This is a genomic window from Streptomyces avermitilis MA-4680 = NBRC 14893 (assembly GCF_000009765.2).
GTDB lineage: Bacteria > Actinomycetota > Actinomycetes > Streptomycetales > Streptomycetaceae > Streptomyces > Streptomyces avermitilis.
The window spans coordinates 1344529-1359188 of record NC_003155.5 but is presented as its reverse complement, the minus strand read 5'-3'; the positions used below and the strand labels follow the sequence as shown (position 1 = coordinate 1359188).

The 14660-nt window shown below is 69.7% G+C and carries 12 protein-coding genes; 7 read left to right on the top strand and 5 right to left on the bottom strand.

Annotated elements, in window-relative coordinates; translation table 11 throughout:
• Positions 1-73 precede the first annotated feature (73 nt).
• From SAVERM_RS05880 to SAVERM_RS05870, 3 genes are all read left to right on the top strand, one after another.
• Positions 74-1900: an alpha-galactosidase D gene (locus SAVERM_RS05880; RefSeq protein WP_010982515.1), complete on the top strand. Its 1827-nt coding sequence runs from the start codon at positions 74-76 to the stop codon at positions 1898-1900.
• Positions 1901-2030: 130 nt separating this feature from the next.
• On the top strand, positions 2031-4445 hold the full coding sequence (locus SAVERM_RS05875) for a glycosyl hydrolase family 95 catalytic domain-containing protein (protein WP_010982514.1): 2415 nt from the start codon (positions 2031-2033) through the stop codon (positions 4443-4445).
• Positions 4442-5725: an SGNH/GDSL hydrolase family protein gene (locus SAVERM_RS05870; RefSeq protein WP_010982513.1), complete on the top strand. Its 1284-nt coding sequence runs from the start codon at positions 4442-4444 to the stop codon at positions 5723-5725. Before SAVERM_RS05875 ends, SAVERM_RS05870 begins: the two co-directional genes overlap by 4 nt.
• 77 nt (positions 5726-5802) lie before the next feature.
• On the opposite strand, the gene SAVERM_RS05865 is transcribed toward SAVERM_RS05870, so the two are convergent.
• The 3 genes from SAVERM_RS05865 to SAVERM_RS05855 form a co-directional block, all read right to left on the bottom strand.
• Positions 5803-6270 carry a peroxiredoxin gene (locus tag SAVERM_RS05865; RefSeq protein ID WP_010982512.1) on the bottom strand — a complete coding sequence of 156 codons (468 nt, stop codon included), beginning with the start codon at positions 6268-6270 and terminating at the stop codon, positions 5803-5805.
• On the bottom strand, positions 6267-6647 hold the full coding sequence (locus SAVERM_RS05860; protein WP_010982511.1) for a DoxX family protein: 381 nt from the start codon (positions 6645-6647) through the stop codon (positions 6267-6269). Before SAVERM_RS05860 ends, SAVERM_RS05865 begins: the two co-directional genes overlap by 4 nt.
• A gap of 311 nt (positions 6648-6958) precedes the next feature.
• A complete protein-coding gene (locus SAVERM_RS05855; protein WP_010982510.1) occupies positions 6959-8125 on the bottom strand; it encodes a T6SS phospholipase effector Tle1-like catalytic domain-containing protein in 1167 nt (388 codons plus the stop codon).
• A 131-nt stretch (positions 8126-8256) separates the two neighbouring features.
• On the opposite strand from SAVERM_RS05855, the gene SAVERM_RS05850 reads away from it, so the two are divergent.
• Genes SAVERM_RS05850 through SAVERM_RS05840 form a run of 3 tightly spaced genes read left to right on the top strand, consistent with a single transcriptional unit; the run spans position 8257 to position 11743 of the window.
• Complete coding sequence (locus tag SAVERM_RS05850; RefSeq protein ID WP_010982509.1) at positions 8257-9429, top strand: caspase family protein; 1173 nt, start codon at positions 8257-8259, stop codon at positions 9427-9429.
• On the top strand, positions 9426-10706 hold the full coding sequence (locus SAVERM_RS05845) for a hypothetical protein (RefSeq protein ID WP_010982508.1): 1281 nt from the start codon (positions 9426-9428) through the stop codon (positions 10704-10706). Before SAVERM_RS05850 ends, SAVERM_RS05845 begins: the two co-directional genes overlap by 4 nt.
• The gene (locus SAVERM_RS05840; RefSeq protein WP_010982507.1) at positions 10703-11743 is read left to right on the top strand and encodes a ComEC/Rec2 family competence protein; all 1041 of its coding nucleotides are present in this window, start codon (positions 10703-10705) and stop codon (positions 11741-11743) included. The genes SAVERM_RS05845 and SAVERM_RS05840 overlap by 4 nt, the downstream gene beginning before the upstream one ends.
• A 237-nt stretch (positions 11744-11980) precedes the next feature.
• On the opposite strand, the gene SAVERM_RS05835 is transcribed toward SAVERM_RS05840, so the two are convergent.
• On the bottom strand, positions 11981-12538 hold the full coding sequence (locus SAVERM_RS05835) for a TetR/AcrR family transcriptional regulator (RefSeq protein ID WP_010982506.1): 558 nt from the start codon (positions 12536-12538) through the stop codon (positions 11981-11983).
• A gap of 169 nt (positions 12539-12707) precedes the next feature.
• On the opposite strand from SAVERM_RS05835, the gene SAVERM_RS05830 reads away from it, so the two are divergent.
• Positions 12708-13388, top strand: coding sequence for an SDR family oxidoreductase (locus tag SAVERM_RS05830; protein ID WP_010982505.1), 681 nt, complete (start codon positions 12708-12710; stop codon positions 13386-13388).
• A 258-nt stretch (positions 13389-13646) separates the two neighbouring features.
• Here the strand turns inward: SAVERM_RS05830 and SAVERM_RS05825 are convergent, their stop codons facing one another.
• Positions 13647-14216 carry a hypothetical protein gene (locus SAVERM_RS05825; protein WP_010982504.1) on the bottom strand — a complete coding sequence of 190 codons (570 nt, stop codon included), beginning with the start codon at positions 14214-14216 and terminating at the stop codon, positions 13647-13649.
• Positions 14217-14660: the final 444 nt, after the last annotated feature.

The following is a 14660-nucleotide window of genomic DNA, read 5'->3' as shown; positions in this document are numbered from 1 at the left end:
CCGTCCGACCGCCGGGGCAAGAGCCGCCCCGCACCAACCGCCCCCGCTGTCATCGTCCCAGGAGGTCCGACCCATGGGGTCATCCTCGTACGCCGTCATACCCGGAGCCGCCCCGCGCTCCGGCCGCCGCTCCATAAGAGCCGTCCTCGTCCTCGCCCTCACCGCGGGTGTCGCGACGGTCGTCCCGGCCGCCCAGGCGGACACGAGCACGCCCGCCGCCGCTCCGGTCGCCGCCAAGCCGTACATGGGCTGGTCGAGCTGGAGCATGCAGTCGTCGAAGTACCCGGGCCTCAACCCGGACGGCGACTACAGCTATCTCACCGAGGCGAACGTCCTGAAGCAGACGGACGCCCTCGCCTCGAAGCTGAAGAAGTACGGCTACGACCACGTCAACATCGACGCCGGCTGGTGGATGGACAAGAACTGGAAGACCCAGTTCGACCAGTACGGCCGGCAGACGCCCGACCCGGTCCGCTTCCCCCACGGCATGAAGTCGGTCGCCGACCACATCCACTCCAAGGGCCTCAAGGCGGGCATCTACCTGCCCGTCGGCCTGGAGAAGGGGGCGTACGGCGACGGCAAGACGCCGATCTCGAAGGCCCCCGGCTGCACCACCGCCGACATCGTCTACTCGGACCTGCGCACCACCAACGGCTGGGACAACGCCTACAAGATCGACTTCGACAAGTCCTGCGCGCAGAAGTACATCGACTCGCAGGCGCAGATGTTCGCGGACTGGGGCTACGACTTCCTCAAGCTGGACGGGGTGGGCCCGGGCTCGTTCAAGTCCGGTGACAACTACAACAACGTCGCCGACGTCGCCGCCTGGCAGAAGGCCATCGCCGCCACCGGCCGCCCGATCCACCTCGAGCTCTCCTGGTCGCTCGACATCGGCCACGCCGCCGACTGGAAGAAGTACTCCAACGGCTGGCGCATCGACACCGACATCGAGTGCTACTGCAACACCCTGGTCACCTGGGAGAACTCGGTCAACGACCGATGGGACGACGCCCCGGCGTGGAGCAGCAAGGCGGGCCCCGGCGGCTGGAACGACCTCGACGCCATCGATGTCGGCAACGGCGAGATGGACGGCCTCACCAAGGCCGAGCGGCAGAGCTACATGACGCTGTGGGCCATCAACAAGTCGCCGCTGTTCACCGGTGACGACCTCACCAAGCTGGACAGCTACGGCGTCTCCCTGCTCACCAACAAGGAAGTCATCGCCGTCGATCAGAACACCTCGCCCGTCGCGCGTCCGGTCACCCCGGTCGGCGACCAGCAGGTCTGGGGCACCAAGAACGCCGACGGCAGCTACACCGTCGCCCTGTTCAACCTCGGCGACTCGCCGGCCTCCGTCACCGCCCACTGGGCTTCGTTCGGATTCACCGGCAACGCCTCCGTGCGTGACCTGTGGAACAAGACGAACCTCGGGACCCACAAGAACAAGATCACCGAGGCGCTGCCCGCACATGGCTCGCGGCTGTTCACGATCAAGCCCGGCGGCGGCACCCTGGCGACCACGGGCTACGAGGCCGAGGCCGCGGCCAACACCCTGTCGGGCAACGCCTCCGTCGGCGGATGTGACGCCTGCTCCGGCGGCAAGAAGGTCGGCAACCTGTACACCGGCGGCAAGCTGCGGATCAACGACATCACGGTGAAGAAGGACGGGATCTACACCGTCAAGGTCGCCTACGTCAGCGGCGACCCCCGCTCGGTGACCGTCCTGTCCAACAGCGGTAACGGCACGAGCCTGAAGTTCCCCTCCACGGGCGACTGGAGCACGGCCGAGACCGTCAGTGTCCAACTGGCACTGAAGGCGGGCTCGAACACCATCACGTTCGACAGCGGCAGCGGATACGCACCCGACATCGACAGGATCGTCGTTCCGCAGTCCGTCTGACGTCCGCAGTCCGTCCGACCTGCTTCCCGCGGGGCCCGGTGACCTGACCCCGGGCCCCGCGGGGACCCCCAGACGGCCCCGCAACCGTCGTTCCCGCATGAGCCGCGCCCGGATATGGAGTGCACCCACCGTGGACATCCAGCAGACCGCACCACGCGACAACAAACCCAGCCGCAGAGGCTTCCTCGCTCTCGCCGCCGCCGGCGCGGCCACCGCACTCGGTGGTCTGCCCGCCTTCACCGCCTCGGCGGCCCCCTTCCGCCCCACCGAGTCGCCCATGCTGTCCGCGGCCGACGCCGCGAAGAACCAGCTGTGGTGGGGCGCTCCCGGCTCCTCCCACTCGATGATCGAGCAGGGGCTGCCGGTCGGGAACGGACGCCTCGGGGCGCTCGCGAGCAACGACCCCGCCCATGAACTTCTGATGATCACCGACGCCACCCTGTGGACCGGCCATCTCAACGACAAGCTCCAGAGCGACGGCCAGTTCCCCTACGGCCGCGACGACTTCGGCTCCTTGACCCTGCTGGCCAAGCTCACGGTCGCCATCCCCGACCACGACCTGGGAAGCGTCGACAACTACCGCCGTTCCCTGGACATGGCCCAGGGCCTGGTCAGCACCTCGTACGACATCTCCGGCGTGACCTACCGGCGGCAGGTCTTCGCCAGCCGCCCCGACGACGCCATCGTCCTGTACTTCTCCCAGCAGGGCGGCGGCGCCTACACGGGCACCGTCTCCCTCGCCGGCACCCACGGCGAGTCCACCACCGCCAACAGCGCGGGGCGCTACGCGTCGTTCGGCGCCTCCTTCGCCAACGGCCTGAAGTACGGCGCCGCCGTCACCGCCCACAGCAGCACCGGCAGGGTCCGCGTCGACGGTACGTCGATCTCCTTCAGCGGCTGCAAGGACCTCACCGTCGTCGTCAGCGGCGGCACCAACTACGCGTCCGACGCGGCCGCGAAGTTCCGCGACCCTTCCGTGGACCCGCAGCGCCTCGCCAGGACCAAGGTCCTCAAGGCGGCCGGCCACCCGACGAGCACCCTGCTGCACACACATGTCGCCGACTTCCGCGCCGTGTTCGGACAGCTGGACATCAACCTCGGCACCTCGTCCGCCGCGCAGCGCGAACTGGACACCTGGGAGCGGCTGCAGGCACGCCACCGGGACGACCTCCCCGACCCGGAACTCGAGGCCGCCTACCTGCAGTTCGGCCGCTATCTGATGATCTCCGGATCGCGGGGCAGCCTGCCGATGGGCCTCCAGGGCCCGTGGCTGGACGGCAACGACCCGGACTGGATGGCCGACTACCACAGCGACATCAACATCCAGATGAACTACTGGATGGCGGACCGGGCGGGCCTGTCCGAGTGTTTCGACGCCTTCACGGACTACTGCCTCGCGCAGTTGTCCTCCTGGACGGACGTCACCCAGCGGCTGTTCAACGACTCCACCAACCGATACCGCAACTCCAGCGGCAAGGTCGCCGGCTGGACCGTCGCCTTCTCCACCAACCCCTATGGCGGGTCCGGCTGGTGGTGGCACCCGGCCGGCAACGCCTGGCTCTGCCAGAGCCTGTTCGAGCACTACGAGTACACCCAGGACCGCGCCTATCTCAAGAAGATCTACCCGCTCCTCAAGGGCGCCGTGGAGTTCTGGGACGCACGTCTCATCACCACGACCGTCACCGACGCGTCCGGCGCGAAGCGCGAGGTCCTGATCGACGACAGCGACTGGTCGCCCGAGCACGGCCCGCAGGACGCCAAGGGCAACACGTATGCCCAGGAACTGGTGTGGGGCCTCTTCGGAAACTTCCACACCGCTTCCGAGCTGCTCGCCAAGGACGCCGCCCACCGGAAGACCGTCGACGGTCTGCGCGAGCGCCTGTACCTGCCCGTGGTCAGCCCCAAGACCGGCTGGCTGGAGGAGTGGATGTCGCCCGACAACCTCGGCGAGACCACGCACCGGCACCTCTCCCCGCTCATCAACCTGTTCCCCGGCGACCGCATCCGTCCGGACGGCTCCACGCCGAAGGACATCGTCGACGGCGCGACCGCCCTCCTCACGGCGCGCGGCATGAACAGTTTCGGCTGGGCCAACGCCTGGCGCAGCCTGTGCTGGGCGAGGCTGAAGAACGCGGACAAGGCGTACCAGCTGGTCGTCAACAACCTGAAGCCGTCGGTCAACGGAACCAACGGCACCGCGATGAACCTCTTCGACATCTACGAGGTGGAGACGGGCCGCGGCATCTTCCAGATCGAGGCGAACTTCGGCACCCCCGCCGCGATCGTCGAGATGCTGGTCTACTCGCGGCCCGGCCATATCGAGCTGCTCCCCGCGCTGCCCGCCGCCTGGGCGGCATCCGGCTCGGTGTCCGGCGTGGGCGTGCGCGGCGGCTTCGTCGCGGATCTCAGCTGGAAGAACGGCAAGGTCACCCGGGCGACGCTGAAGAGCGTGGGCGGCCGCCGCACGACCGTCGTCGCGGGCGGCGCCTCGCGGAAGATCAGCCTCAAGCCCGGTGAGTCCGTCACGCTGCGGAACCTCGGATGAGCGCTGCCTCGTACCGGCGCCGGGCGGCGGGCGTCGTCTCAGCGGTGATCCTGGCGGTCTGCGGACCCCTGACGGTCTCCTCGTCGGCGCAGACGCAGGCGCAAGCGCCGACGGGCACGGCGGGGACCCCGGCCGCCGCGCAGTCCAAGCACTCCGTGGTCACCTGGGGCGCGAGTGCCGACCGGCAGAGCGCCGGGCCCGCCGACCGCAGTTACCGGTTGATCGTGCGCACCAGCGTCGGCGGCACGAACATGCGTATCCGGCTGTCCAACGCCTTCGGTGACCACCCGGTGACCTTCGCGAACGCGTACGCGGGGCTGCGGAAGCAGGGTGCGGAGCTGGTCCACGGCTCCAACCGGAAGCTGTCCTTCGACGGGGCCGCGTCCGTCACCGTCCCGGCCGGTGAGACCGTGCTCAGCGATCCGCTGCCCGGAAAGCTGGCCGCTCAGAGCGATCTGGTCGTCAGCCTGTACGTGACAGGCGCCCAGGGACCGACGACCGGTCACGGGATGGCCATGCAGACCAATTACGCGACCGCGGGCGACCACGCCGCCGAGGAGGGCGCGGCCAACTGGACCGACCCGATGGGCTCCTGGTACTGGCTGGACGCCGTCGATGTGGAGACATCCACGGCGGTCAGCTCGGTGGTGGCCCTCGGCGACTCCATCACCGACGGATGGGCCTCGACCACGGACGGGAACCGCCGCTGGCCCGACTATCTCGCCCGACGGCTCCAGGCCGCGTCCGGCAGCACTGTGAAGGGAGTGGCGAACGAGGGCATTTCGGGCAACAAGGTGCTCGCGGACGGCGCCGGTGAGGCCGCGCTGAAGAGGCTCCAGCGTGATGTGCTCTCCCAGCCCGGGGTCAGCACGGTGTTCCTGTTCGAAGGCATCAACGACATCAAGGCCCACTCCGGCGTCACGGTGGAGGACATGATCGCCGGCTATCAGGAGATCATCGACCGGGCGCACACGGCGGGCAAGTGCGTCGTCGGCGCGACCGTCATGCCGTTCAAGGGCTGGTACGAGTACGACGACGCCTCCGAGGCCGTGCGCCAGGGCGTCAACGACTGGATCAGGAACAGCGGCGCGCTCGACGCCGTGACGGATTTCGACAAGATCACGCGCAGTCCGTACGACCAGCAGCGGATCCTGCCGTTCTTCGACGGCGGCGACCACCTGCATCCCAACGACAAGGGGATGCAGGCGATGGCCGACGCGGTCGACCTCAAGGCGCTCGGCTGCCGGGCGACGGGCGGGACACAGGCAGCGCGCGGCTGACCCTGCTCGCAGGGACGGTTTGGCCCCGCCGCATCCCGAGCGGCCGGGCCAAACCGTCCGGATCTCCGGGGTGTGATTCAGCTCCGGTGCGCGCGCAGGGCGGTGAGGGCCCGGTCGGCGTGCGCGCTCATGCGCAGTTCGCTGCGCACCACCTCCAGGACCGTGCGGTCCTCGGCGATGACGAAGGTGACGCGCTTGGTGGGCGCCAGGGAGAAGCCGCGCTTCACGCCGAACCGCTCACGGATCGTTCCGTCCTCGTCGGACAGCAGCGGGAAGCCGAGCGTGTGCTGTCCGGCGAACTCCTGCTGGCGGTCGACCGGATCACCGCTGATTCCCACCGGCCGCGCGCCGGCGGCGGCGAACTCCGCGGCCAGATCCCGGAAGTGGCATGCTTCCGCGGTGCAGCCGGCGGTCAGCGCGGCGGGATAGAAGAACAGCACCACCGGCCCGTCGGCGACCAGGTCCGACAGTTGCCGGGGCGTACCGGTCTCGTCCGGCAGGACGAAGTCCTCGACCTTGTCGCCGACATCCACACGACGCGTCATGACCGGCCCTCCGCGCCCTTGGCCACGCCACGCGCCCACAGCACGAGCGGCACCTGGAGGGGAAGCCGCGCGAGGGCCGCGGTCCTGAGGGGTGCGGGGCGGTGACGCCAGTCCACGGCCATCTGGACGTTGGCGGGGAACACGCCGACGAAGAAGGCGGCGGTGGCGAGCGCCGCGGCACGCCGCGTACGGGGCAGCGCCACCCCGGCCGCCAGCGCCAGTTCGGCGATGCCGCTCGCGTACGTCCAGGTCCGGGGCTTCCCCGGCAGAGCGCGCGGAATGGTCGCGTCGAACTGCCGTGGTGCGGCGAAGTGAGCGACGCCCGCGGTGGCCAACAGGCCGGCGAGTAGCAGGGATGAGCGTTCCGACCGGGACACGGTTCCTCCTCAGGGGGCCTGCCGCGCGATATTACTGGACGGTACGACGGCATGCCCGGAGGGCCTCCGGGACGACGCCCGGAAAGCGGGCCGATCCCGGCATCTCCCTGACGGGCGGCGGCCGCTTCTTCGCCTGTCCGGCGTCAGGGACGCGTCGGACCGGCCGGGCCGCGGACTTCCCGCCACCTGAGCCCCCGTCCGCGGGCGGGGAAGCGGTCACCCGTGCTCGGGACGCGTGGGTCGTCGAGCGGGTTCCGAGCCGTGTGCGCCTGCCGGGCCGGTCTGCACACGCGTGCCCGGCGGCCTGCTGTTCACCAGCGGGGCGGACGCCTTGCCGCCGTTCGTCCGCCGAGGGGACCGGAGGCGGCTCGGGTTCCGTCGTCGGGCGTCGCCCGCCGCGGCGCCGATTCCGGCGAGGGGCTGAGCCAGTCGCTGTCGGCCCAGACCGCCGTCGCCGGGATCCGGTCCCCGTAGCCCGGATCCCCTGCCAGCCGTGCCCGCACGCTCGCGTGGACATGCGCGTCCGGCGGGACCCTGCGGTGCCGGTAGCTGAGCAGGGCCCAGATCCGGCCCATCCGGTGCACCTCGCCCAGCGCGTGCTCGGGTCCGAGGGTCACCTCACGCGCGTACGCCCCGGTCTTCACGAGGAGGCCTGCCGCGAGGGCGCCGTCCACGACCCACTTGAGGGAGACGGTGGGCAGCCGCGGGTCGTCGTCGAAGGTGCCGCCTACATCGGAGTGGACACCGGCGAACCACACCTGCTCGACCGAGGCCGGCGCCGTCTGCTTCTTGGTGCCCGCCGTGACGAGGTACTCGCGGTAGGGCCGGCGCTTCTCGTCGATCGACACGGCGTGGCGGATCCTTCGGACGTTGGGGAGTTGACGGGTGTACGGCCACCGCAGGTTCCACCGCAGGACACCCGCGGCCTTCACGGAGTCCCAGATCCCGAGGTAGTGGACGGGGATGCCGATCCGCCCGTCGACCGCGTTGCTGAAGGCGCCCGCGAAGTGGTGGAGTTGGTCCCAGTCCTTCTGGGTCCAGTCCTTGTTCTTCGCGTAGACGGACACGGCGTACGGCACGAGGTTCTCCATGCCGGGCCGCATCAGACCGATCGTCTTGAGCATGCCCACAAGGGCGCGTGCCGTATAGGCGCCGCGGCTGAAACCGAAGATGTAGATGCGGTCGCCGGGCGCGTAATGGTTCATCAGGTACGTGTAGGCCTCGGCCAGGTTGGTCTTCATTCCGGAGCCGAAGGCGAGACCGAAGAGTCTCGAGAGACGGCGGCTGACGGGCGTCCACGCGCCCGCGGCGGAGAAGGTGCCGACACCGGGGTCGTAGAACGCGATCTGCCGTTCGGGGTCGGCGAGGTCCAGCATCTCGTACAGCCGGATGACGTTGGTATTTCCTTTCGCCTTCAATTGGTTACCCGTGCCGTCGAGGCAGACGACCAGATTGGTGCCGCCGGGGTTCTCGGCCATGTCGGGCCTCACGTTCGCTGATGAAGGACATCCACGGAACAAACCAGGACGCATCAGTTTTCACGGAATATAATAGGAGAAATTCTGCCTGCGGGCATGCTCCGGCAGAGTGGAGTGTCTCCGGAGGATCCATGGCCGGTTCTGTGATCCACCTCGATGAGAATGCCGGGCCTCCGGCCACCCACGGACTGGTCGTCGGTGTCGGCAAATACCCCCATCTCGAGGGCGGCGAGGCTCCGGTAGCGGATTCGGACGGCATGCGGCAGCTCAGCTCACCGCCTCTCTCCGCCCGTGCCTTCGCGAGGTGGCTGCTCGCCGAGTACCACGACCCGCAGCGGCCGCTCGGCAGCGTCTCGCTGCTGCTGAGCGAGGAACAGCCGGCCCCGTTCGTGAACCCCCGTACCGGGACCGCCCACGAGGTCGAGGTCGCCACCATCGACAACATCCTCGCCGCGGTCACACAGTGGTACGACCGGGGCGACAGCCACGTCGACAACCGGCTCGTCTTCTACTTCTGCGGACACGGCATCTCGCAGGGCGACGACATGGCGCTCCTCGCCGCCGACATCTTCGCCGACCCGCACAACCCCCTCAACGGCGCACTGGACTTCGCGGGCCTGATGAACGGACTCAAGCGCTGCAAGGCCTCCCAGCAGGTCTTCTTCCTCGACGCCTGCCGCTCCAACTCCGACGTGCTCATCGAGGCTTCGGGCACGCGCTTCGCCGGACGGACGCCGCTCGGGGCGGGGGCCCGACCGCTGGACCTTCCCCGACGGTTCCACATCCCTTACTACGCCACCCTGTCCGGCGACCAGTCGCACGCCCGGCCCGGGCAGGTGAGCCTGTTCACGGAGGCGCTGCTCAAGAGCCTCGCCGGTGCGGCGAGCGACGACCCCGAAGGCGACTGGCGGGTCAACACCGCCCATCTGCTGGAGGCGATCGACCACTTCATGCACCAGCCCTGCTTCGCCGGCATGGTCGCGGGCGTCCAGGTCCCCGCGGTGGGTGAACTGCCGGTGTTCGTCCTCCACCAGCTGGCCGGTCCGCCGGTCGTCCCGGTCTACGTGGGCTGCGACCCCGCACAGGACAACGCGGAGGCCGAGTTCGTGTGCCTCGAAGGCGGACGCGAGCGGCTGCGCCGGACACTGAACGACGTCGACGACACCGATCCGGAGAGCGAATGGGCCATTGAACTGAGCTTCGGCGACTACGACTTCGAGGCGAGGCTCGGCGAGCGGGACGTACGGACGAAGACCATCACCGTCCGCCCGGTGTTCCGCCGGGTGCACCTGGTGAAGTCATGAGTGGCTGCCTGAGCGTGACCGTCGCGCTGGCCCTCGACGAATCCGACCTCTCCGCCGGCGCCAAGGTCGTCGGCAACATCTACTCGACCGACGGCAACGGTGTCACCCATCGCAACGTCGTGTTCCCCTGCGGGATGTCGGCCGTGCCGGCGCGGTACGAGGTCGATCCCGGCCGGTACATCGTGTCGGCCACGCTGCCGTCAGGCACGGTGCTTTCCAGGGATGCCGAGGCCAGGGAGGGCGAGGACACCCCGGTGACGCTGCGCACGGCGCCTTCGCCCTACGCGTCACATTCCTGGCAGTACCTCATGGGCAACATCGAGGCCTACGAGACCTATCACGACAGTGCGACGATTCCTGTGCCCCGGTCCCGGGGGTCGCGCTCCGGGGTGTGGGAAGGGCTCGTCCAACCGGGGCACGCGGTGTTCGTCGGCGACCCGAAGCCCACGAGTTACCACTTCGACTCGATGCTCAAGCTGGCCGACGGGCCGGCCGAACGGCCGACCGTCTTCGAGATCGCCCAGTCCGCGCCCCGGTCCGTTCCCAGTCTCGCGCTGGGTGACGCGGCCGCACGCCTGTACCGGTTCGGCGCGCACGGACCGGTCGACGAGCACGGCACGCCCACACGGTGGGGCGGGCCCACGGGCCCTCGGCAGTTCCTGGTCGTCTCACTGGCCGGCAAGGAGTACGTCGTCACCCTGCCGGCGCCATGGGGCTCCGCGCAGATCGAGGTGCTGGTCAACGAGCGTCAGAGTCCCACCGGCAGCGCGGTCTCGGTGGCCGTGCGGGACCGCCGGGTGGGGCCCGCCCTGGGATACATGTCCCGAGGCGCCTTCGACGCGGCGGCGACCCTGGTCAGGGACGCGGAGGCATTGCTCTACGCCAAGATGGAGAACCCGCTCGCGGCGGTGGCGGGCGCGTACGTGCTGGTCGGCAGCGAGCTGACGGAACGTCCACAGCGCTGGGACCCGTGGCTCGACCATCTGCGGCACGAGTTCGACTGGATGGGCGACGGATCCCTGCTGTGGGCCATGCGCCAGCTGCGCCGGGCGCACACCGAGACGCAGTTGCGGGCGGCCCGCGACGGGCTCGTCGAGGCCTTCGACCGCGGTGTGCCGGTCTTCACCCTGGGCCTGAGCCGGCTCATCCACGGACTCTCCGAATTCCCCGACGACCCCGAGTGCGCTCGGCGGCTCGACCAGGCTCGCCGCCTGTCGTGGCGTGTCGACCTGCGCGAGCCCTTCGTGATCGTCGCCCTCCGAGGGAGACCGCAATGATCCGGTTCACGATGATGCCCGGCGAGGACGGCGACTGCCTGCTGCTGGAGTACGGCGACGGCACCTTCCTGCGCCGGATCCTCCTCGACGGCGGCCGCAGCGGCACGTATCCGCGCATCCGGCCCACACTCGCGGGCCTCGACGGTCTGGTCGACGTCCTCGTCGTCACCCATGTCGACCAGGACCACCTTCTGGGCGTGCTCGCCCTGCTGAACGACCCCGACAGATCGGTGGAGTTCGGGGACGTGTGGTTCAACGGGTTCGATCACCTCCTCGAGTTCGAGGGGTTCGGTGCTCAGGACGGCGAGAAGCTCACCAGCGCCCTTGTGGAGCAGAAGCTGCCGTGGAACGACGCGTTCGGCGGGCTGAGTGTCGAAGTCGGGCGGGAGCTCGTGTGGTTCGACGACGGATCCACGGTGGACGTGCTCTCGCCCGACCGCGGTCAACTGGAGAGCCTGGCGCCGGACTGGGTCAAGGAATGCGCGAAGCACGGCCTGATCCCGGGCCGCGATCCCGACGAGATCCCCCTGGTGCCCGGCTTCGAGCACTTCGGGGGAGTGAACGTGGAGGAGCTGGCCGCACGCCCGTTCCGGCCGGACACGTCGAAGACCAACCTCACGAGCATCGGCCTGCTCTTCGAGTTCGAGGGCAAGCGCATCATCCTGACCGGTGACGCCGACGACCGGCGGCTGGTGCGGTCGATACGGCCCAGGGCCGAGGCGGAGGGCGGACGCCTGCACGTCGACGTCCTCAAGGTGGCCCACCACGGCAGCGATCACAACCTCTCGAAGGACCTGCTTGATCTGATCGACTGCGACCGCTACCTGATATCGACCAGCGGCGCCCGGCACGACCACCCCAACGCCATCGCCGTCGCACGGATCCTCAAGCACGGCGGCGCGAAGAAGGAGATCGTGTTCAACTACCGTGATCGCGCGGCGATATGGGACGTCGACAGCCTCAAGGACCGCTTCGGCTACACGGTGACGGCACCGGCACCGGACGCTGAGGACGGGTTCGTGAGCTTCGAGCTGTGACGGGTCGGCGCCGCCCGGCACCTTCGTCACCGGGCGGTTCGAACGAAGGGCTCGACGGGGCGTGTGGATGCGGCCCGCGGGGCCGAAGGGGCTCCTTGCCGTCGTCTCGTGCCCGTACGGGACCGGCGCGCCGGGCACTGCGGGGAGCGCGGCCCGTTTCGGCGGGGCGGTCGACGGGTGACCGGCCGGGGCGGCGCCGGCCGGTGGGGTGGCGCCGCCCCGGGCCACCGCCCTGCGTCAGGGGAGCAGCTGTCGGCGGGCGGCCTCGAGGAGGTCGTCGGAGAGCGGGTCGTCCTTGACGGCCCGGGCGAGGACGAGGGCGCCGACCAGGGTGCTCAGACGGGCGAGGCCGTCGTCGTCGGCGCCGGCGAGCCGAGCGGCGAAACGGCGCACTCCCTCGACATAGGTCTCGTGCGCGGCGCTTTCCTCCGGGCCGCGGGCCATGTCGGCGGCGAGGGCGGCCGTGGGGCAGCCGTCGGCCATGTCGTCGCGGTGCTCGGGGGAGAGGTAGTGGTCGATGAAGGCTGTGCGAGCTGCGGCGGAGTCGCCCTCATGGGCCTGGAGCCCGTCGCCGAGCTGTTCTTCCACGGTGCCGAAGGCATGCGCGGTGGCCTCGTCGATCAGGGCCTCCTTGGAGGCGAACTGCTTGTAGAAGCCGCCGTGGGTCAGCCCGGCGGCCTTCATCAGGTCGGCGACACTGACACCGTCGGTGCCCTGTTGACGCATCAGGCGAGAGGCGGTGGCAACGACACGCTGCCGGTTCTCGCGTGCCTGTTCCTTCGATACGCGGCCCATGGGCCACCTCCCCACGATTGGATGTTCGCTGACATCTATCGTACGGCTCCCTCTTCCCTTTTTAGATTATGGGCGTAATCTATAACCGTTGAAGGTCAACGAGGGGCCTCCGGGGCCACCCGAAGGGTCGTCCCCTCGGCCCCGCACCTCCCGCGAAGGGGAAAGAATCATGGATCTCAAGCACGCCGTCGCAGTGGTCACCGGAGCCAACCGGGGGCTGGGACGCCATATCGCGGAGCAGCTCCTCGAGCGCGGCGCCACGGTGTACGCGGCGGCCCGCCGACCGGAGACGGTCGACCTGCCCGGCGCGATCCCGCTGCGTCTGGACATCACCGACCCGGAGTCGGTCCGGGAGGCGGCCCGTACGGCATCCGATGCGACGCTCCTGGTGAACAACGCCGGTATCTCGACGCACACGCAGCTGGTTTCCGGCGATCTGGAGTCCGTGCGCCTGGAACTGGAGACGCACTTCTTCGGAACCCTTCAGACGACCCGGGCCTTCGCCCCGGTCATCGAGGCCAACGGCGGCGGGGCGATCCTCAATGTGCTCTCGGTCCTGTCGTGGGTGCACCCGGCGGGCTACGGCGCCTACAGCGCGGGCAAGGCGGCGGCCTGGTCGCTGACCGACTCGGTACGCGAGGAACTGGCGCCGCGCGGCATCACCGTCAGCGCTCTGCACGTCGGGTACATGGACACCGACATGGCCGAGTACGTGGCCCCGGAGCAGAAGACGGCCCCCGCGCTCGTCGCCGCCCAGGCTCTGGAGGGGATCGAGAAGGGCCTGCCGGAAATCCTGGCCGACGATCTGTCGCGTCAGGTCAAGCAGCAGCTGAGCGCGGTGGCCGGCTGACCGTGAGGCCCTGGCTCGGCTGAGGAACGGCGCGGTGGCGGCCACGAACCGGTCTCCGGGCAGGCAGACCAGGGGAGGGCCGTCTCCGGACACGTGGTGGGCAAGCCCGGTTCCGTCGTGCACGGAGCGGGCCGGCCTGGTCGACAACCGGTCCGAGGCATCCACGCGGAGCAACCGGATCTCCCGGACCGGCGGCTCTTCGCGCAGACGTGTCCTCGTCCGCGAAGGCGCGGAGTGGGTCGTCATGCGTGGGACGGCTCACCGGGGGATCTCCTCCACGTCGGAGAACCCCTCCGTCCGGCGCCAGCGCAGCCTCGTGACCGACTCGACGGAGCCATTGGTGAAACTCAGCTCGCCCGTCTCTTCCGAGGCCTTCACGGCATCCCAACCGTCGAAGTCGGGGGTGACATCGGTGTCCCACTCCGAGAGGTTTCCGGTACCGACCGCGGCGAGGGACTCCGTCGGTGGTTCACCGTCGGCGCAGTACACCCCCCAGTTCGCGATGGCCGCGACCGTGGTCCCGAACGCCTTGAGCCGCAGGCTCTGGCAGGGATCGGACGTGGTCCGGTGCAGCAGATGCGGTGTGCTCCAGGCCGCGCTGCCGGTGCCCCGGTGCTGCTCCACGAGGCCGCGTCCGGTGGCGTAGTACATGCCTACGCGGCGGCCGTCGGGCAGCGAGATCTCCGCGTCGAAGCGGGCATGTGAAGGTGCGGTGCGGGCGGTGCCGGGCCGCTTCGTGGCGGTCCCTGCCCCGCCGCAGGCCGCCGTTGCCCCCAGCAGCGCCGCTGCGCACGTCAGGATCAGCACTTGGTGACCGCGTACCCGCATGTCCGTCCCCCGGTTGGTCGATCAGGTCCAGAGCAGTGTAGAGAGCCCCTCGTCCGTACCACCCCGAGCCGACGCCCTCCAGCCGGCCGGAGGTCCGCTCGGGCTCGGCGAGGCCGCCGGGCGACAGCGGCGACAACCACCCCTGCCGGGCGGCCGGTCCGCGCCCGCGCCCGCCGGTCGACCGTCGGCCCGTCACCGGACCGCCGCGCCGGCGGATCCCCCACAGCTCAGTCCCTTCCGCCCGGGCCGCCCGGGTGTCCGACTCGCCTCCGCCGTCCTCGGTCGTGGCCGTCCCGGCGGGGGAGGGCTGCGGGGTCGGACCGCCGTCCGTGAGACACCTCTTGACTGCGGCGGAAGGCGGACCGACACTCCAGAGGGGATTTCCTAGTGAATAGGTAGGGAAGCATGAGGCGCCTGGAGCCGGTCATCGACAGTGTGAACCGC

Bases quoted from the DNA above. Each gene is read 5' to 3' on its own strand.
- SAVERM_RS05850 (WP_010982509.1), top strand. From the start codon at position 8,257: ATGGCCGGTTCTGTGATCCACCTCGATGAGAATGCCGGGCCTCCGGCC.
- SAVERM_RS05865 (WP_010982512.1), bottom strand. From the start codon at position 6,270: ATGACGCGTCGTGTGGATGTCGGCGACAAGGTCGAGGACTTCGTCCTG.
- SAVERM_RS05830 (WP_010982505.1), top strand. From the start codon at position 12,708: ATGGATCTCAAGCACGCCGTCGCAGTGGTCACCGGAGCCAACCGGGGG.
- SAVERM_RS05840 (WP_010982507.1), top strand. From the start codon at position 10,703: ATGATCCGGTTCACGATGATGCCCGGCGAGGACGGCGACTGCCTGCTG.
- SAVERM_RS05835 (WP_010982506.1), bottom strand. From the start codon at position 12,538: ATGGGCCGCGTATCGAAGGAACAGGCACGCGAGAACCGGCAGCGTGTC.
- SAVERM_RS05855 (WP_010982510.1), bottom strand. From the start codon at position 8,125: ATGGCCGAGAACCCCGGCGGCACCAATCTGGTCGTCTGCCTCGACGGC.
- SAVERM_RS05845 (WP_010982508.1), top strand. From the start codon at position 9,426: ATGAGTGGCTGCCTGAGCGTGACCGTCGCGCTGGCCCTCGACGAATCC.
- SAVERM_RS05870 (WP_010982513.1), top strand. From the start codon at position 4,442: ATGAGCGCTGCCTCGTACCGGCGCCGGGCGGCGGGCGTCGTCTCAGCG.
- SAVERM_RS05880 (WP_010982515.1), top strand. From the start codon at position 74: ATGGGGTCATCCTCGTACGCCGTCATACCCGGAGCCGCCCCGCGCTCC.
- SAVERM_RS05825 (WP_010982504.1), bottom strand. From the start codon at position 14,216: ATGCGGGTACGCGGTCACCAAGTGCTGATCCTGACGTGCGCAGCGGCG.